Source organism: Ketogulonicigenium vulgare WSH-001 (genome assembly GCF_000223375.1).
In the GTDB taxonomy this organism is placed as follows: domain Bacteria; phylum Pseudomonadota; class Alphaproteobacteria; order Rhodobacterales; family Rhodobacteraceae; genus Ketogulonicigenium; species Ketogulonicigenium vulgare.
This window is the reverse complement of record NC_017384.1, coordinates 558,343-575,785: the sequence shown is the minus strand read 5'-3', so window position 1 is coordinate 575,785 and position 17,443 is coordinate 558,343. Positions and strand designations below refer to the sequence as shown.

The following is a 17,443-nucleotide window of genomic DNA, read 5'->3' as shown; positions in this document are numbered from 1 at the left end:
GTTACAACCTCTGGATAACGGAGGCGCAGATGGCTGGTTCGCTCAATATCATTAAACTTTCCGTCGGCACTGAGGATGTGGGCGATCTGGCCGCGTGGCAAAGCCTGCCGCAGGCGCAGACCGCCGACGGCCTGCCGCGCCACATCACCCGTATGTGGCCCAAGCGCGAGGCGGAGATCCTCAGCTCTGAAGGTTCGGTCTATTGGGTGATCAAAGGGGTGATCCTGTGCCGCCAGAAACTCGTCCGCTTTGACCGCGTCACCGGCAGCGACGGGATCGAGCGCTGCGCCATGGTGCTAGAGCCAGAACTGATCCGCGTGACGCCAACGCCGCGCCGCCCCTTCCAAGGCTGGCGCTATTTTGCGGGCGGCGATGCGCCTGCCGATCTTGACCCCAAACGCGCGGCAGATGATGCGCTGCCGCCGAAACTCTCGGCGGCATTGGCGGAATTCGGGGTTATTTAACCGCGGATTTCGTCGATCAGATCAATGGCGACGGCCAGCACTTCCTCGGCGGTCAGTTCCGATGTGTCGATGGTGATCGCATCATCAGCGGCAAGCATAGGCGCGGCATCACGCGCCGCATCGCGCGCGTCGCGGTCCTGCATATCGCGCAGCACGGTTTCAAAATCGGTATCAACGCCCGCGCGTTTGAATTCCGACAGGCGTCGCTCGGCCCGCGATATATCGCTGGCGGTGACGAACAGTTTCACCGGCGCATCGGGCGCAATGACCGTGCCAACATCGCGGCCGTCCAGCACCGCGCCGCCCTCTTGCAGCGCGAAACGCTGCTGGAACGCCAGCAGCGCGGCGCGCACCTCGGGGATAGCCGCGACGCGCGAGGCTTCGGCGCCAACCTCGGGGCTGCGCAGGTTCGGTGCGGCAAGATCGGCAGGGGTCAGCGCGCGGGCGGCATCCGCAGGCGCGACCCCCGCCAGCACCTTGACCGCCACCGCACGATAGAGCGATCCGGTATCCAGATGCGGCATATTGTAATGGGCGGCCAAGGCCTTGGCCAAGGTGCCCTTGCCCGCCGCAGCCGGGCCGTCAATCGCGATCGTGAAAATCATCAGGCATCGTCCCGGATAAAGGTCATGTAGTTGGGGAAGCGCCCCTCGCGCAGGGCCTTTTGCTCATACCGGGTCGAGATCCAATCCGACCACGGCTGATCCATCGGATGATCGACGCGGGCAAAGCCTGCGGGCGGCACTTCTTCCAGCGTCTGGCGCACATAATCGGGAATGTCCGTCGCGACACGGAATTCGGCACCTTTGGCCAGCACGCGATGCAGCGGCGCAAGATAATCGGGCGTGACAAACCGGCGGCGATGGTGGCGCGCCTTGTGCCATGGATCGGGGTAATTCAGGAAGGCCTTGGCAATCGCGCCATCGGGGATGACGTCGAACAGCTCGCGCACATCGCCGGGGAAAACGGCAAGGTTCGATACGCCCGCCAGATCAATCTTGCGCAGCAGCATGGCGACGCCGTTCACATAGGGCTCGGCCCCGATGATCGCCATATCGGGATGGGTGGCGGCCATATGCACCAGATGCTCGCCGCCGCCAAAACCGATTTCCAACCAGATCGGGCGATCACCAAAGCGCGCCTGCAAATCCAGCGGCAGGCGCTGGGGGTTTTCCTCATAGGTGACCGCGCCGGGCGACAGCGGGTCAAGATCGCTCAGGCGCGCCTCTTGCGCGGGGCGCAGCGTTTTACCGCGAATGCGACCGTAGAAGTTCCGCCAAGGCGTGCCATCGGGATGAAGACGGGGTTTGGAAATGCGCTGTGACATGGCGCTCCGATAGCTGTAGCCGTGCCTTGCGTAAAGGGGGGCATGGCGGGTTCGCCGCCATGCCACGTCGTTTTAGTTCAGGGCCGCGTCAGTGATGACATGCGTCCATGCGCCTTCGGGCACGGCGGTGATGACCGGGTCCGAGCCGGGCTGCATCAGCATTTCAACCGTGCGGTCAAACGCCGCCGGGTCCAGCGCGCCGTTCGAGCCTGCGGTCAGCTTGGCAATCTCGCTCATCATAAAGACCTGATGCGCCTCGGTCTGGGCGCCGGTCTCGTCGAATTCCAGCACGATGGCGGCGGCTTCCTCGGGGTTCGCCTCGGCGTATTTCCAACCCTCCATCGAGGCGCGCACGAACCGCACCAGAGAATCGACAAAGGCCTCGTCCGACAGGCGGTCTTCCAACACCCAAAGGCCGTCTTCCAGCGTGGCAACGCCCAGATCCTCGAAGACGAAATTGGTCAGCTCGTCGGGGCTGACGCCAGCCTCCAGCACTTGGCCATATTCGTTATAGGTCATGGTCGAAATGCAATCGGCCTGACGCTGCAGCAGCGGGTCGACGTTGAAACCCTGACGCAGGATCGTCACGCCATCTTCGCCGCCATCAACCGAGATGCCTTCGGCGCTCATCCAGTTCAGGAAGGGATATTCATTGCCGCCGAACCAGACGCCGATTGTATGGCCTTTGAAATCCTGCGGGCCGGTAAAGCCCGCGTCTTTCCAACAGGTCAGCATCAGGCCCGAGCTGGCAAAGGGTTGCGCGATATTCACGACCGGAAGGCCGCCTTCGCGCACCGCCAGCGCCGAGGGCACCCAGTCTGTCATGATATCCGCCGCGCCGCCCGCCAGCGCCTGCGGCGGGGCCACATCGGGGCCGCCCGGCAGGATGGTGACATCAAGGTTCTCGGCCTCGTAAAATCCCTTTTCCAGCGCGACGTAATAGCCCGCGAATTGCGCCTGTGTGACCCATTTCAGTTGCAGGGTCAGCGCGTCTTGCGCCATGGCGGGGGCGGCGATTGCGCCCAGCGCGGCACCTGCCAGTAAGATGTTCTTGATCATTTTCGCTCTCTCTGTTGGTTGGGAGGTTATGGTTTTCTTGTTGTTATTTACGTTGCGAGGGGTGCCAGAACGTCACCGCCCGCTCGACAAGTGCGACCAGCCCATAGAACAGGCTGCCCGCGATGGCCGACATCACAATGGCCGACCACACGACATCCAGCGCCAGCCGCCCGCGCGAGGCGTCGATCCGAAAGCCAAGGCCCTGTGTCGGCGAGCCGAAGAATTCCGCCACAATCGCGCCGATCAGCGCCAGAGTGGTCGAGATTTTCAGCCCGTTGAAAATGAACGGCATCGCCGCTGGCAGGCGCAGTTTCAGCAGCACCTGCCAATAGCCCGCCGCATAGGTCGTCATCAGATCGCGCTGCTGCACGGTGGTATCGCGCAGGCCCGCGACGATATTCACCAGCAGTGGAAAGAACACCATGGCGACGACCACGGCCGCCTTTGACTGCCAGCCAAAGCCGAACCACATGACGAAAATTGGCGCCGTACCGACAATCGGCAGCGCGGACAAAAAGCCGCCGACCGGCAGCAGGCCGCGCCGCAAAAAGGCAAACCGGTCCGCCAGCAGTGCCACGACAAAAGCCGCAATGACGCCAATGACATAGCCGGACAGCGCGCCTTTGAACACGGTCTGGACCAGATCCTGCCACAGGGTCGGCAGGTTGCGCATAAAGCTGACCCAGATGGCGCTGGGAGGCGGCAGGATGACGCCCGAGACATTCAGCCCCCGCACCAGCAATTCCCACATCAGCAGCAGCGTGACGCCAAAGATGATTGGGGCCACGGTCGCAACCCAAGGGGCGTTGAGGCGCGACAGCCGGTGGTTCAGCGCCCAAGCGCCCAGCCAGATCACCAGTGCAAGCAGGGTCAGCATCATGCCGCACCCCCCATCGCGCGGCGCACCAGCCGGTCGGCGACGCCGACCACGCCGACCATCGCCGCCGCCAAAATCGCCGCCGCCAGCAGCGCCGCCCAGATCTGTACGGTTTGCCCGTAATAGGACCCCTGCAACATCCGCGCGCCGAGGCCTTGGGTGGATGAGGTCGACAGCTCCGACACGATCGCCCCGACCAGCGCCCCCGCAATCGCGACTTTCAGCGAGGCGAACAGATAGGGGACCGCCATCGGCAGCCGCAGCTTCCAGAACCCCTGCGCCGCCGAAGCATTATAGGTGCGCATCAGATCCAACTGCATATGATCAGGCGCGCGCAGCCCTTTGACCATGCCGACCAGCACCGGAAAGAACGACAGATAGGCCGCGATGATCGCGCGCGGCACAAGGCCGGTGATCCCCGCAGATGACAGCAGCAACACGATCATCGGCGCCAGCGCCACAATCGGAATGGTCTGGCTGATGATTGCCCAAGGCATCACCGACAGATCCATCGCCCTTGAATAGACGATACCCACCGCCAACGCGATCCCCAGCACCGCCCCAAGAACAAAGCCGTAAAGCGTTGTTTCAATGGTCTTTAGCGTATGCAGCACCAGCCCCGCATTCGACAGACTGCCCGATCGCACGATACCGCGCCGCCCGTTCATCTCTTCGTCCAGGGTGCTGTTATAGAATTCACGGATCACCTGCGCGGGCGACGGCAGACGCGGGCGATCCTGCGCATAGGTCAGCCCGATTTGACCCGCGTTTTGCACGACCAGCGACAGCGCGCCGGCATCGCGACGCTCGGGCGCGGTGGCGGGGGTGATGGCGGCGCCTGCCCGCTCGGCCTCGGTCAGCGCCTCGCGGATGTTCATCGGGATGACGGCGAGCGTCCAGAGGAGCAGCAGCCCTGCCACCACCGTCAGGATCGCCGCCACATTGACTATCCCTTCACGTGGCAGGGTCATTCCACATGCCCCGCGCGCAGGCCTTCGCGCACGCGATGCGCGATGGCGATGAATTCGGGGCTGTCGCGGATCTCCAGCGGACGCTCGCGCGGCAGGGTGCTTTCGATCACGTCAGTGATGCGGCCGGGGCGCGGCGACATCACCACGATCTTGGTCGACAGATAGACTGCCTCGGGGATCGAATGGGTGACAAAACCGATGGTCTTTTTGGTGCGCGCCCATAGGCCGAGCAATTCCTCGTTCAGGCGGTCGCGGACGATTTCATCCAGCGCACCGAACGGCTCGTCCATCAGCAGGATATCGGCATCGAACGCCAGCGCGCGGGCAATGCTGGCGCGTTGCTGCATCCCGCCCGACAATTGCCACGGGTATTTCTTTTCAAAACCGGCAAGTTCCACCAGCTCCAGCACGCGCTGCACCCGCATATCCTGCTCGGTCTTGGGAAAGCCCATGATCTCCAGCGGCAGGCGCACATTCGCGCCAATCGTGCGCCATGGGTAAAGCCCCGCCGCCTGAAAGACATAGCCATAGGCGCGGGCGCGGCGCGCCTCGTCCGGGGTCATGCCGTTGACGGTGATCGCACCGCCCGTCGGCTGCTCGAGCCCCGCGATCACGCGCAAAAACGTCGTCTTGCCGCAGCCCGATGGGCCGATAAAGCTGACGAAATCGCCCTTTTCAATATTCAGATTCACATCTTTCAGCGCCTGCACAGGCCCGTCGCCGGTTTGAAAGATCAGGTTCAAATTGTTCGCAGTAATGACCGGAGCCATTTATACCCCCGTCGCAGGCAGTTCGGCGCGCAGGACGGCGCGCGGGTTGGATACGGCTTTCCAGGCAGAAAGCGCGCGGTTCACATCGGGATTGGCCTTGCGCGGCACAAAGGCACCGTGACTCTCGGCCGCGAGAACCTTGCCCTCGGCATAGGCGATCACCCCGCGCGAGAGTGTCATACGCGGCAGGCCGGTGACGGTGATCCCCTCGAACACGTTGAAATCGCTGGCGGATTGTTGCGCGCTGGCGGTAATCACCTTTGTCGCCTTTGGGTCCCAGATCACCAGATCAGCATCCGATCCGACCGCCACCGCGCCCTTTTGCGGATAGCAGTTCAAAACTTTCGCGGCATTGGTCGATGTGGCGGCGACGAATTCGCTGGGCGTCAACCGCCCCGTGCCGACACCATAAGTCCACAGCAGCGGCATCCGATCCTCGAGCCCGCCGGTACCGTTCGGGATCTTGGTGAAATCACCTAGGCCGAAGCGCTTTTGCGCTGTGGAAAAGGCGCAGTGATCGGTCGCAACGCAAGACAGCGACCCCGCAGCCAACCCCGCCCACAGGCTGTCCTGATGCTGCTTGCCGCGAAAGGGCGGCGACATGACGCGGCGCGCGGCATGGTCCCAATCAGGGTGCAGATATTCAGAATCGTCCAGCACCAGATGCTGGATCAGCGGCTCGCCCCAGACGCGTTTGCCGGATTGGCGCGCGCGGCGGATCGCTTCGTGGCTTTCCTCGCAACTGGTGTGGACGACATAGAGGGGCACGCCCGCCATATCGGCGATCATAATGGCGCGGTTCGTGGCCTCGCCCTCGACCTGCGTGGGGCGCGAAAACGCGTGGCCTTCGGGACCGGTGACGCCATCGGCCAGCAGCTTTGCGGACATTTCGGCGACGATATCGCCGTTTTCGGCATGCACCATCGCGAGGCCGCCCAGATCCGCGATGCGGCGAAAACTGGCGAACAGCTCGTCATCATTGACCATCAAGCTGCCCTTATAGGCCATGAAATGCTTGAAACTGGTAATGCCGCGGGCGGTGATTTCCGCCATCTCGTCAAAGACTTGCTGGCCCCACCAGGTGATCGCCATGTGAAAGCTGTAATCGCAATGGGCGCGCGCCGTCTTGTTCGACCACAGTGCCAGCGCATCCAGCAGCGACTGACCCGGCGCAGGCAGCGCGAAATCCACCACCATCGTGGTGCCGCCCGCCAGCGCCGCACGGGTGCCGCTTTCAAAATCATCGATCGAGAACGTGCCCATAAAGGGCATTTCCAGATGGGTATGGGGGTCAATCCCCCCCGGCATGATCAGGCACCCTGCCGCATCAATCACCTGATCGCCCTGCAACCCTGCGCCAATCGCGGCGATCACGCCATTCTCGATCAGCACATCGGCAGTATAGGTCAGTTCATGCGTGACAATGGTTCCGTCTTTAATGACCGTGGTCATACGGAGTCCTCGACAACTGTTGGAAATGGCCGGGTTTTCCCGGTCCTTATTATCGCCCGCGCGAGGAAGCCCGCGCGGGCGCAAATCTTATCGCGCAGCGCAGATCGGGTTGCCCGCGCCATCGCGCAGCGGATAGCCGCTGGGCGGGGTGGTCACTTCGACCGAGTAAAGATAGCAGCCGTCGGAATTCTGGATGACAACGCTTTCGGGTGCGCCTGCGGGCAAGGCGGCAGCGACATTTGCGGGCAGCGGCTCAGGCTCGCGCGGCACGGCGGGCTGGATGACCACACAGCCTGCCAGCAGCGGCAGAAAAGCGACGGATATCAGGTATTTCTTCACTGGTCTTTCCTTCTTTCGTTTCGAGGCCAAGGCCCATCACGCCGTGATGATAGCGGTTTCAAGCACTGCGTGAAGCAAAACATCAGTGCCTTTGGTCGCCCAATCGGGGGTGATCTCCTCGGCCTCGTTATGCGACAGGCCGTCAACGCAGGGGCAAAAGATCATCGCAGTCGGTGCGACCTTGCTGATCCAGCAGGCATCATGGCCCGCGCCCGAGATCATATCCTTGTGGTCATAGCCGAGGCGGGCCGCGGCGGCACGGACACGCTCGACCAAGGTGGGGTCGAAGGTCACGGGATCGACATGGCCGACGGGTTCAATCTCGATCGACAGGCCCAGCGCATCGGCGATGGCGGGGGCCTCATCCTCGAACCGCGCGCGCATGGCGGCAAGCTTTGCCGGATCGGCGGTGCGAAAGTCGATGGTAAAGACCGACTTGCCGGGGATCACATTGCGGGAATTGGGATAGACATTGATCTGCCCCACCCCGCCCACGGCACCGGGCTGCGCCTCCATCGCGATGGTCTGCACCAGCTCGATCATACGTGCCATGCCAAGGCCCGTATTGCGGCGCATCAGCATCGGGGTCGAGCCGGTATGCGCATCCTTGCCCAGCAGCGTCACCTGCAGCCACCACAGGCCCTGACAATGGGTAACAACGCCGATGTCCAGCTCCTCGGCCTCGAGGATCGGGCCCTGTTCGATATGCAGCTCGAACATCGCATGGATTTTGCGGGCGCCGACTTCTTCCTCGCCGATCCAGCCGATGCGCGCCAGTTCATCGCCAAAGCGCAGGCCATCCGCGTCGCGGCGATCGTAGGCGTAATCCAGATCGTGAATCCCTGCAAAGACGCCCGAGGCCAGCATGGCGGGCGCGAAACGCGAACCTTCCTCGTTCGTCCAATTGGTCACGACGATGGGGTGGCGGGTCTTGATGCCCAGATCCTTGATGCTGCGCAGCACCTCGAGGCCCGCCAGAACGCCGTAAACGCCATCGAATTTGCCGCCCGTCGGTTGGGTATCAAGGTGGCTGCCGATGTAAACCGGCGCGGCCTGCGGGTCAGTGCCCGGAATTTGGGCAAAGATACTGCCCATTTTATCGACACCAATTGTCGCACCCGCAGCGATACACCATGTTTTAAAGAGGTGGCGGGCCTCACCATCAGCGTCGGTTAAGGTTTGACGGTTATTGCCACCGGCCACACCTGGGCCGATTTTTGCCATTTCCATCAAGCTGTCCCAAAGGCGCGCGCCATTTACCTTGAGGTTAGCTGCCGGGCTTGCCATAGATAGTTCCTTGAATTCTGTGTCGTTCCACGCAGTCGCTGTAACGCTACAGGGTCCGGCTGCGGGCCAAGCGATTTGACCAAACGGTAAAGTGAATCTAGCATTTACGAGACGTATCGGGTCAAGGGCCGCTGCTGAAAACCAAGGCGGAAGATGAATAGCGATGAGAAAACAAACACCGACCCGTAACTTCGCGCAAAAATGCAGCAAGTGCCAAACCGGCACAATGGCTCTTTAGGTGGGAATGCCGATGAATAGCCCCGTCGTCAGCGAGACAACCCCCGCACCAAAGCGCAGCCGTATCCAGCGCAAGAACCGCGCCCTGATTCTAAAAGCCGGGCTCGAGGTGTTTTCCCAGAACGGTTTTCGCGGCGCGACGGTTGATATGATCGCGCAGGTCGCGGGCCTCTCAAAGCCGAACCTGCTGTATTATTTCCATTCCAAGGAAGAAATTTACACCACGATCCTTGCCGATCTGCTGGTGGAATGGCTGAACCCGTTCCGGATGCTGGACCCGAACGGCGATCCGATGGACGAGCTGATGGGCTACATCCGCGCCAAGCTGGCCATGGCCCGCGATTTCCCGCAAGAAAGCCGCCTGTTTGCGACCGAGGTGATCCAAGGCGCGCCGCATATCAAATCCGTGCTGGAAACCGATCTGCGCGAGCTGGTCGAGGCGCAATCCGCGATTCTATCGAAATGGATGGACGAGGGGCGCATCGCGCGGATGCATCCGGTGCATCTGATCATCACGATCTGGGCGCTGACGCAGCATTACGCCGATTTCGACGCGCAGACCCGCGCGATCCTGTCGGGCGACGACCCGTTTCCCGATGCCGCCGCCCATCTAGAACTGTTGTTCCGCAAACTTCTGACGCCCTAAGAGGCGTCAGATAAAGTCGCGCATCACCTCGGCCCCGATTTCCAGCGAACGCTTGCGCGCCTCGAAATCATAAACCGCGCCTGCAGCCATGATCTCGTCCGGGGCAAAGGCGTCGATCAGGCGGCCGATATCGGCGCGCAGCTTGTCGCGGCCGCCCACGGCAGACACCGACAAGGCATGATCCGCGCCCTGCAGGATCGACGGCGGATAGAGCGTTGCAATGTCATTGCGCGGCGGCGGCAGCAGGCCCGGCATGCCGGTGCGCAGCCGCGCAAAGGTCTGCACCTGCGAAGTTTTCAGGAACTCTGCCTCGGCATCGCTTTCTGCCGCATAAAGCCCCATCGCCATCATGAAATAGGGCTTTTCAAGATGCTCGGACGGACGGAAGGTGCGGCGATAGACATCCACCGCCTGCGCCAGATGGTCAGGCGCGAAATGCGAGGCAAAAGCATAGGGCAGCCCCAGATAGGCCGCCAATTGCGCGCCATAAAGGCTGGAGCCCAGCACCCAGACCGGCACATTCGTCCCCGCCGCAGGCACCGCCTGCACGCGCAACTGACCCGCATCATCCGAGAAATAGGTCATCAGATCGACCACGTCCTGCGGAAAGGTGTCATCCGCCGACATATTGCGGCGCAGGGCATGGGCGGTCACCTGATCGGTGCCCGGCGCACGGCCAAGACCCAGATCGACACGGCCCGGGAATAGCTGCGCCAGCGTGCCGAACTGCTCGGCAATCACCAAAGGCGAGTGGTTCGGCAGCATGATCCCGCCCGCGCCAAGGCGGATGGTTTTGGTGGCCGCGCCGACATGGCCGATCACGACGGCGGTCGCGGCACTCGCGACCCCCGGCATGTTATGGTGTTCGGCCAGCCAAAAGCGGTGATAGCCATTCGCCTCGGCCAGTTGCGCCAGCGTTGCGGAATTGGCCAAGGCCTGCGAGGGCGTCGAGCCCTCGGTGACCTGGCACAGATCCAGAATCGAATAATGCTGCATCTGTTAACCGTTCAACTGGGCTTTGATGATCGCGCCCGCTTTGCCAAAATCCATCTGCCCCGCATAATTCACGCGCAGATAATCCATGATCCGGCCCATATCGCGCAGGCTGGCAGCCTCGGTCGCGGCAATCGCGGCGGCAATCGCGGCCTCGACCTCGGCGCTGTCCAGTTGGCGCGGCAGGAATTCTTCGATCACGGCGATCTCGGCCCGCTCTTTGGCAGCAAGCTCGGGGCGGTTGCCGCTGTCGTAGACACTGGCGCTTTCCTGACGCTGGCGCACCATTTTCGCCAGCAGCACGGTGATATCGGCATCGCTGATCGCGTCTTTGCCCTCGCCGCGTGCATCGATGTCGCGGTCTTTGATGGCGGCGCTGATCAGGCGCAGGGTCGACAGGCGCGCGCTGTCGCGGGCGCGCATGGCGTCTTTCACGGCTGCGGTCGTCTTTTCGCGCAGGTCCATGGGATGTCCTTTCATCTGGCTTTGCATCATTAGATAGGGTGCCCCATGCCAAAGGTCAAAACCCGACGAAATACAGCGCCAATCCCTTGACCCTGATCGCGCGCGGCACTAGTTACCCGTCGATTTATCTTTCGGTTTGGAAAAGGACGCGCGCGATGTCGAACACTGCCAAGAAACCGACGGCCTGCCTTGCTTTGGCAGATGGCACCGTCTTTTACGGCTTCGGCTTTGGCGCAACCGGCCAGACAGTGGCCGAGCTGTGCTTTAACACCGCTATGACCGGCTATCAGGAAATCATGACCGACCCGTCCTATGCGGGTCAGGTTGTGACCTTTACCTTCCCCCATGTCGGCAACACCGGTACCACCGCCGAGGATGACGAAACCGGAGATCCCGTGGCCGCCGGCATGATCGTGAAATGGGACCCGACCCAGCCGTCGAACTGGCGTGCACAGGGCGATCTGGAAGCCTGGCTGACGAAAAAGGGCCGCATCGGCATGGGCGGCCTTGATACCCGCCGCCTGACCCGCGCCATTCGCCAGCAAGGCGCACCGCATGTCGCCCTCGCCCATGATCCCGAAGGCAACTTTGACGTCGAGGCGCTGGTCGCCGCCGCCCGCGGCTTCCGCGGTCTGGTCGGTCTGGATCTGGCCAAGGATGTGACCTGCGCCCAAAGCTATACCTGGAACGAGATGCGCTGGGCCTGGCCCGAAGGCTACGCCCCCCAGACCGCCGCGCGCCACAAAGTCGTCGCGATTGACTATGGTGCCAAGCGTAACATCCTGCGCTGTCTTGCCTCGGCCGGCTGCGATGTCACCGTGCTGCCCGCTTCGGCGACCGCTGATGACGTGCTGGCGCTGAACCCCGATGGCGTCTTCTTGTCAAACGGCCCGGGCGATCCGGCCGCAACCGGTGCCTATGCCGTGCCGATGATCCAAGGCGTGCTGGAGCGCAGCGACGTGCCGCTGTTCGGGATCTGCCTTGGCCATCAGATGCTGGCGCTGGCGCTGGGGGCAAAGACCGTCAAGATGAACCACGGCCACCATGGCGCGAACCACCCCGTCAAGGATGTGGAAACCGGCAAGGTCGAGATCACCTCGATGAACCACGGCTTTACCGTCGACAGCCAGACCCTGCCCGAAGGCGTGATCGAGACGCATGTCAGCCTGTTCGATGGCTCGAACTGCGGTATCCGCATGCTGAACCGTCCGGTCTTTTCGGTGCAATACCACCCCGAAGCCAGCCCCGGCCCGCAAGACAGCTATTACCTGTTCGAGCGTTTCGCCGATGCCATGGACCAAAAGAAGGCCAGCTAAGCCTCTCTCTGTTCACACTTTATTTACCAATAATCGTTCTGCTGTTCCCGTAACTTACGGGGACAGCGATGGCGGATAGCGCCGCAGGCTTTGCGACAGATCAACTGCCGGGCGGTCGGCCAGATCCGGAATTATTGGACCGCTTTGGCGCGGACGAGGCTGCGGCAATGGGCCTTATGCCATGGCGCAGGCAGGGCGCTGCGGTCATCGTCGCCACCAGCGGCGCACCAGATGCTGCCGCGCTGATCCGACTGCGACAAGTCTTTGGCCGCACCGCGCTGCACATGCTGCCGCCGCGCGTTTTCGAGCGTGAGGTCGCCCCCCTCTATCAACGCCAGGCCATCTCTGCCGCCGAACGCCTGCTGCCCCTTGCACAAAGCTGCCGCACGATCCTGCATTCCTATGGGCTGCAATATACCGCGCTGGCCGTGGTGGCGGCGCTGGCCATTGCGCCCGGCCCCAGTTTTGCCGCCCTTTGTATCATCGCGGGCGGCCTGTGCATCGCGAACGCGCTGCTAAAACTGGTCTGTGCGCTGGCCGCAGGTCGCCTGCCGCCCGCCCCGCCGCCCCTGCCCGATGACGAGCTGCCCGTCTTTACCATCTTCGTCCCCCTGCTGTTCGAAGAGGATATCGCAGGCCATTTGCTGGCCCGGTTTGAAAAGCTGGATTATCCGCGCGACCGGCTGGATCTGTGCCTGCTGACCGAGGATCATGACGAGATGACCCGCAGCGCGCTGCGGGCCGTATGCCTGCCCGCATGGGTGCGCGTGATCGAGGCGCCGCTGGGCACCATCCGCACCAAGCCCCGCGCGATGAACTATGCCCTGCCGCAAGCGCGCGGCAGCCTGATCGGCATCTATGACGCCGAGGACAACCCCGCCCCCGATCATCTGCGCCGCGTCGCCGCCGAATTTGCAATGCGCGGGCCGCAAGTCGCGTGTTTGCAAGGCAAATTGGATTACTTCAATGCCAATGCGAATTTTATAACCCGCTGTTTCACGCTGGAATATGCGGTCTGGTTCCGCCTGTTCCTGCCCGGCCTTGGGCGGCTGGGATTTGTTGTGCCATTGGGTGGCACGACGCTGTTTTTACGCGAATCCGTCATCCGCGCGCTGCATGGGTGGGACGCCCATAATGTGACCGAGGATGCCGATCTGGGCGTGCGTATCACCCGCGCCGGTTATCGCACCGAGATTATCGACATCACCACGATGGAAGAGGCGAACGGGCGGGCATGGCCTTGGGTGAAACAACGCTCGCGCTGGCTCAAGGGATTCGCGATGACCTGGGCGACGCATATGCGCGATCCCGCTGCGCTGCTGCGGGATCTGGGCGCGCGGCGGTTTTTGGTGCTGCAAATCATGCTGCTGGGGATGCTGGTGCAGACACTACTGGCGCCGCTGCTGTGGTCCATGTGGTTGATCGTGCTGCAAATCCCGCATCCCTTAACCGGCCTGCTGCCTGCATGGGTGCTGGTTTTTGCCGCCAGCGCGTTTATTGCGGCGGAACTCGTGCAGCTCGTCACCTTTTCCATTGGTGCGATCCGCGCGCGCAAAGCTTGGCTGATCCCATGGGCCCCCACGATGCACCTGTATTTCCCGCTGGCGACGCTTGCGCTGATCAAGGCGCTGGCCGAAATGGTGACCCGGCCGCATTACTGGGACAAGACGCAGCACGGATTTTACAAGCCGCCTGCCAGCTCGTGACTATAAAAGCCCGCTATTCTCGGCCTTTAGCGCATCGACCTTGAGCCGAGTGCGATAGGCGCGCGAAATATGCTCGCGCAGCGCCGCCTCGGCCGTTTCGCCGTCCCCCGCCTCTATCGCGACGACAACAGCGGCATGTTCGTCCATCGCAGCCTGCGAGCGCCCCTCAACCTCCAGCGACGAGCTGGCCAGCAGCGCCATCGAGCGATGCACAAGATCCAACTGCTGCACCAAAAACCGGTTGTGCGAGGCGAGGTGAATTTGACGGTGGAACCGCCGGTTCGTACGCGCCAGCGCCGCCGGATCACCTGTCAGCAGCAGATCATCCTCCAACATCTCGCGCAGGACGCGGACTTCCTCGGGCGTGGCGTGGCGGGCGGCAAGACGGGCGGCCAGCCCCTCAAGCGTGCTGCGCACCACATAAAGCTCAGACAATTGGTTATGATCGAGCGAGGCGACGATCAGCGAGCGTCCATCGCGCGACAGCAGCGCCTGAGTCTCAAGGCGCTGCAACGCCTCGCGGATCGGGGTGCGCGACATGCCGAAACGTTCGGCCAATTCATTCTCGACCAGACGGTCACCGGGGCGATAAATGCCGCTGTCAATCGCCTCAAGGATCTGACCGTAAGCATCCCCCTGATTTGGCTTATTTTCCGTCATATCCGCCTCCAGTTTCAGCAAGTCTTAGGCCAGCGGGACGCGCGGTTCAACTGGAATGCAGGCTTGTCAACGCGCCCGCCCAAGACTAGCACAGGATCATGAGCGAAATTCTAAAGCCCGCCCCGCGCGCAGTCATGAATCACGTGAATGTCTGGGTCTTTGACCTCGACAATACCCTTTATCCGCCAGAGGCGACATTATTTGACCAAATCCGTGCCCGGATGCGGGATTATGTGATCCGCGAGCTGCGCCTGAGCCCGGCGGATGCGGACACATTGCGCGATGGCTATTGGCATCGCTATGGCACGACGCTGGCGGGTTTGATGGCCGAACATGGCATCGCGCCCGAGCCTTTCCTAGACGAAGTGCATGATATTGATTTTTCATGTCTTTGCGCCGATGTGCAGCTGGCGACGCAGATCGCGGCCCTGCCCGGTCGCAAGATTATCTTTACCAATGCGGCGCAAGGCTATGCGAACAAAGTACTGAAAGCGCGCGGTCTGGACGGGTTGTTCGACGGTGTTTTCGGCATCTCGCAAACCGGCTATTGCCCAAAACCCGAACGCGCCGCCTATGACATCGTGATCCGCGATGCGGGCTTTGATGCGACCCGCGCCGCCATGTTCGAAGATGACCCCCGCAACCTGTTGGTGCCCAATAGCATGGGGATGCGGACGGTGCTGGTCGGATCAACCTCGGTCGCGCCACATATTGATTTTTCTGCGCCCGATGTCGGGAATTTCCTGTCGCAGTTGCAACATGTCTAGCGTCGATATCGTCATCGCAGGCGGCGGCGTGGCGGGATTGACAGCGGCGGCCGCCTTTGGTGCGGCGGGCTATACCGTCGTGCTGGCCGACCCTGCTCCGGCCGTCGCGGCCCAAAATGATCAACGCACAACCGCGTTTTTGCAGCCCGCCCGCGCGCTGCTGGAACAGGCGGGCGTCTGGCCACTGATCGCGGGGGATGCCGCGGATTTGCGCGTCATGCGCATCGTCGATGCCGCCAAGCAGCCAGCGGTATCCGCCGATTTCGTCAGCGACGAGATTTCCGACCAGCCCTTTGGCTGGAATTTCCCCAATGCGCTGCTGCGGGCAAAGCTGCTGGAACGGATCGCCGCGCTGCCGCAGGTGCAGATCCGCTTTGCGACGCGCTATGAAAGCCACCTTGCCCAAGATGCAGATGTGCGCGTGCAATTATCGGACGGTATCGTGAGAGCGCGCCTGCTGATCGGGGCGGACGGGCGCGCATCAAACGTGCGCGAACAGGCCGGGATCAAGGCGCGGGCCAGCAGTTTCGCCCAAAAGGCGGTGGTGTTCTCCGTCACGCATAGCCAGCCGCATGACAATGTCTCGATCGAGGTGCACCGCAGTGGCGGGCCGTTCACGCTGGTGCCGCTGCCGGATCGGGACGGCAAACCCTGTTCCTCGGTCGTTTGGATGGAAAACGGGGCGCGCGCCGAAGACCTGATGGCGCTGGACGACGCCGCTTTCATCGCCGCCGCGCAGGATCGATCCGCCGATGTGCTGGGGCAGATGGCGCTGGCGTCAAAACGGCAACTTTGGCCGATCATCGCGCAGCGCGCCGCCCATATCACCGCGCCGCGTGTGGCGCTGATGGCCGAGGCCGCGCATGTCATGCCGCCTATCGGCGCGCAAGGGCTGAACATGTCGCTGGCCGATCTTGCCGCGCTGCTGGATCTGGCGACGCCCGCGGGCCTTGGCGGTGGGACAATGCTGCGCGCCTATGCCCGCCGGCGCGAAGCGGATATCGCGCTGCGGATGGCGGGGGTTGCGGCGCTGAACCATGCCTCGATCGCGGCACTGCCGGGGATTGGCGCGCTGCGGGCGCGAGGGTTGCGGGCGATCCACGGGCCGAAAGTGATCCGCCAAGCCCTGATGCGCCTTGGCCTTGGCGTGCGTTAAAGCGGGCCGGGCAAGCGCTCCTCGGACAGCAGGACATTCGCCTCGACATTGCCGACGCCGGGCAAGGTCAGGATACGGCGGCGCAACACACGTTCAAAATCAGCCAGATCGCGGGCAACGACACGCAGGCGGTAATCGAACAGGCCCAGCACATGTTCGACCAATTGCACCTCGCGGATGGCGGTCACGGCGCGCTCGAAATCATCGACACCCACCCGCCCGCGCGCGGCAAGCTTGACGCCCAGAAACACCGTCACGCCAAAGCCCAGCGCTTCTTTGTCCAGCACAAGGCGTTTGCGCGCAATCACACCCGCCTCTTGCAGCCGGTTGACGCGCCGCCATGCGGCGGGTTGCGACAGGCCCAGCTTGCGCCCGATGGCGCTGGCGGGCTGGCTTGCATCCTGCACCAGCAGGCGCAGGATTTGACGATCGATGCCGTCAATCTCGATCATAGCGGCAGGCTTTCATCGTTTTTGATCTGGGCGATGGTCATCAGGGATTCGATTTCCAGAATATGCGGCAGGTTCAGCAGCCGGTCGTGATAGATCGCCTGATAGTCGCGCAGGCTGCGCGCGATCACAGATAGCCGCAGATCGACCCGGCCAAGGAAGGTCTGAATCTCGATCACCTCGGGCACTTGGCGGGCGGCGGCGGCGAAATCCTCAAAGGCGCGCGGAGCGGTCTTGTCCAGCGTGATCCGCAATGACACCTCGACCTCATAGCCCAGCGCACGCCAGTCGATCACCGCCACCTGCCCCGCGATGACCTTGGCCTCGCGCAGCTTTTCCAGCCGCCGCCAGACAGCGGGCGCGGTCATGCCGGTCAGCTCTGCCAGTTCATTATTACCCAAAGAGGGATCATCTTGTAATAATCGCAAAAGGCGGCGGTCGATATCGTCAAGCATGATTGTTAAACCAATATCTGTAATGACGCATGATAATTTCCATTGTA

Annotated in this window: 20 protein-coding genes; 6 read left to right on the top strand and 14 right to left on the bottom strand. The window is 62.5% G+C overall.

Annotated elements, in window-relative coordinates; translation table 11 throughout:
- Nucleotides 1-29 precede the first annotated feature (29 nt).
- Nucleotides 30-464 (top strand): DUF1489 family protein, encoded by a 435-nt coding sequence (locus KVU_RS02805; protein ID WP_014537573.1) that lies wholly within the window; start codon nucleotides 30-32, stop codon nucleotides 462-464.
- Here KVU_RS02805 and KVU_RS02800 read toward each other — a convergent pair.
- The 9 genes from KVU_RS02800 to KVU_RS02760 form a co-directional block, all read right to left on the bottom strand.
- Nucleotides 461-1,069 carry a (d)CMP kinase gene (locus tag KVU_RS02800; protein WP_013383814.1) on the bottom strand — a complete coding sequence of 203 codons (609 nt, stop codon included), beginning with the start codon at nucleotides 1,067-1,069 and terminating at the stop codon, nucleotides 461-463. The genes KVU_RS02805 and KVU_RS02800 overlap by 4 nt on opposite strands.
- Nucleotides 1,069-1,791, bottom strand: coding sequence for a tRNA (guanosine(46)-N7)-methyltransferase TrmB (trmB, locus tag KVU_RS02795; RefSeq protein ID WP_013383813.1), 723 nt, complete (start codon nucleotides 1,789-1,791; stop codon nucleotides 1,069-1,071). The genes KVU_RS02800 and trmB overlap by 1 nt, the downstream gene beginning before the upstream one ends.
- Nucleotides 1,792-1,863: 72 nt before the next feature.
- Nucleotides 1,864-2,850, bottom strand: coding sequence for an ABC transporter substrate-binding protein (locus KVU_RS02790; RefSeq protein WP_013383812.1), 987 nt, complete (start codon nucleotides 2,848-2,850; stop codon nucleotides 1,864-1,866).
- Between the two features lie 43 nt (nucleotides 2,851-2,893).
- Complete coding sequence (locus KVU_RS02785) at nucleotides 2,894-3,730, bottom strand: ABC transporter permease (RefSeq protein WP_014537572.1); 837 nt, start codon at nucleotides 3,728-3,730, stop codon at nucleotides 2,894-2,896.
- Complete coding sequence (locus KVU_RS02780) at nucleotides 3,727-4,677, bottom strand: ABC transporter permease (protein ID WP_162467605.1); 951 nt, start codon at nucleotides 4,675-4,677, stop codon at nucleotides 3,727-3,729. Before KVU_RS02780 ends, KVU_RS02785 begins: the two co-directional genes overlap by 4 nt.
- Before the next feature lie 17 nt (nucleotides 4,678-4,694).
- Nucleotides 4,695-5,468, bottom strand: a complete 774-nt coding sequence (locus tag KVU_RS02775) for an ABC transporter ATP-binding protein (RefSeq protein WP_014537570.1) — start codon at nucleotides 5,466-5,468, stop codon at nucleotides 4,695-4,697.
- Nucleotides 5,469-6,920, bottom strand: coding sequence for a dihydropyrimidinase (hydA, locus tag KVU_RS02770; protein ID WP_014537569.1), 1,452 nt, complete (start codon nucleotides 6,918-6,920; stop codon nucleotides 5,469-5,471).
- Nucleotides 6,921-7,007: 87 nt separating this feature from the next.
- Entirely contained in the window at nucleotides 7,008-7,259 is a 252-nt protein-coding gene (locus KVU_RS02765) for a hypothetical protein (RefSeq protein ID WP_013383807.1), read from the bottom strand.
- Between the two features lie 36 nt (nucleotides 7,260-7,295).
- On the bottom strand, nucleotides 7,296-8,546 hold the full coding sequence (locus KVU_RS02760; RefSeq protein WP_013383806.1) for a Zn-dependent hydrolase: 1,251 nt from the start codon (nucleotides 8,544-8,546) through the stop codon (nucleotides 7,296-7,298).
- 250 nt (nucleotides 8,547-8,796) lie between these two features.
- On the opposite strand from KVU_RS02760, the gene KVU_RS02755 reads away from it, so the two are divergent.
- Entirely contained in the window at nucleotides 8,797-9,429 is a 633-nt protein-coding gene (locus KVU_RS02755; RefSeq protein ID WP_014537568.1) for a TetR family transcriptional regulator C-terminal domain-containing protein, read from the top strand.
- 6 nt (nucleotides 9,430-9,435) lie between these two features.
- Here the strand turns inward: KVU_RS02755 and KVU_RS02750 are convergent, their stop codons facing one another.
- Both KVU_RS02750 and KVU_RS02745 read right to left on the bottom strand, forming a co-directional pair.
- The gene (locus KVU_RS02750) at nucleotides 9,436-10,425 is read right to left on the bottom strand and encodes an LLM class flavin-dependent oxidoreductase (protein WP_013383804.1); all 990 of its coding nucleotides are present in this window, start codon (nucleotides 10,423-10,425) and stop codon (nucleotides 9,436-9,438) included.
- Nucleotides 10,426-10,428: 3 nt separating this feature from the next.
- Nucleotides 10,429-10,887, bottom strand: coding sequence for a GatB/YqeY domain-containing protein (locus KVU_RS02745; RefSeq protein WP_013383803.1), 459 nt, complete (start codon nucleotides 10,885-10,887; stop codon nucleotides 10,429-10,431).
- A 155-nt stretch (nucleotides 10,888-11,042) separates the two neighbouring features.
- Between KVU_RS02745 and carA the strand changes: the two genes are divergently transcribed.
- Together carA and KVU_RS02735 are read left to right on the top strand one after the other, a co-directional pair.
- The gene (gene carA, locus KVU_RS02740; RefSeq protein ID WP_014537567.1) at nucleotides 11,043-12,203 is read left to right on the top strand and encodes a glutamine-hydrolyzing carbamoyl-phosphate synthase small subunit; all 1,161 of its coding nucleotides are present in this window, start codon (nucleotides 11,043-11,045) and stop codon (nucleotides 12,201-12,203) included.
- A 68-nt stretch (nucleotides 12,204-12,271) separates the two neighbouring features.
- On the top strand, nucleotides 12,272-13,909 hold the full coding sequence (locus tag KVU_RS02735; RefSeq protein ID WP_013383801.1) for a glycosyltransferase family 2 protein: 1,638 nt from the start codon (nucleotides 12,272-12,274) through the stop codon (nucleotides 13,907-13,909).
- Here the strand turns inward: KVU_RS02735 and KVU_RS02730 are convergent, their stop codons facing one another.
- Complete coding sequence (locus KVU_RS02730) at nucleotides 13,910-14,569, bottom strand: GntR family transcriptional regulator (RefSeq protein ID WP_014537566.1); 660 nt, start codon at nucleotides 14,567-14,569, stop codon at nucleotides 13,910-13,912.
- A 98-nt stretch (nucleotides 14,570-14,667) separates the two neighbouring features.
- Between KVU_RS02730 and KVU_RS02725 the strand changes: the two genes are divergently transcribed.
- Both KVU_RS02725 and KVU_RS02720 read left to right on the top strand, forming a co-directional pair.
- Nucleotides 14,668-15,336: a pyrimidine 5'-nucleotidase gene (locus KVU_RS02725; RefSeq protein ID WP_013383799.1), complete on the top strand. Its 669-nt coding sequence runs from the start codon at nucleotides 14,668-14,670 to the stop codon at nucleotides 15,334-15,336.
- Nucleotides 15,329-16,492 (top strand): FAD-dependent monooxygenase, encoded by a 1,164-nt coding sequence (locus tag KVU_RS02720; protein ID WP_013383798.1) that lies wholly within the window; start codon nucleotides 15,329-15,331, stop codon nucleotides 16,490-16,492. Before KVU_RS02725 ends, KVU_RS02720 begins: the two co-directional genes overlap by 8 nt.
- Here the strand turns inward: KVU_RS02720 and KVU_RS02715 are convergent.
- A complete protein-coding gene (locus KVU_RS02715; protein WP_013383797.1) occupies nucleotides 16,489-16,944 on the bottom strand; it encodes an Lrp/AsnC family transcriptional regulator in 456 nt (151 codons plus the stop codon). The two genes, KVU_RS02720 and KVU_RS02715, sit on opposite strands and share 4 nt — an antisense overlap.
- Nucleotides 16,941-17,396 (bottom strand): Lrp/AsnC family transcriptional regulator, encoded by a 456-nt coding sequence (locus tag KVU_RS02710; protein WP_013383796.1) that lies wholly within the window; start codon nucleotides 17,394-17,396, stop codon nucleotides 16,941-16,943. Before KVU_RS02710 ends, KVU_RS02715 begins: the two co-directional genes overlap by 4 nt.
- Between the last annotated feature and the right edge of the window lie 47 nt (nucleotides 17,397-17,443).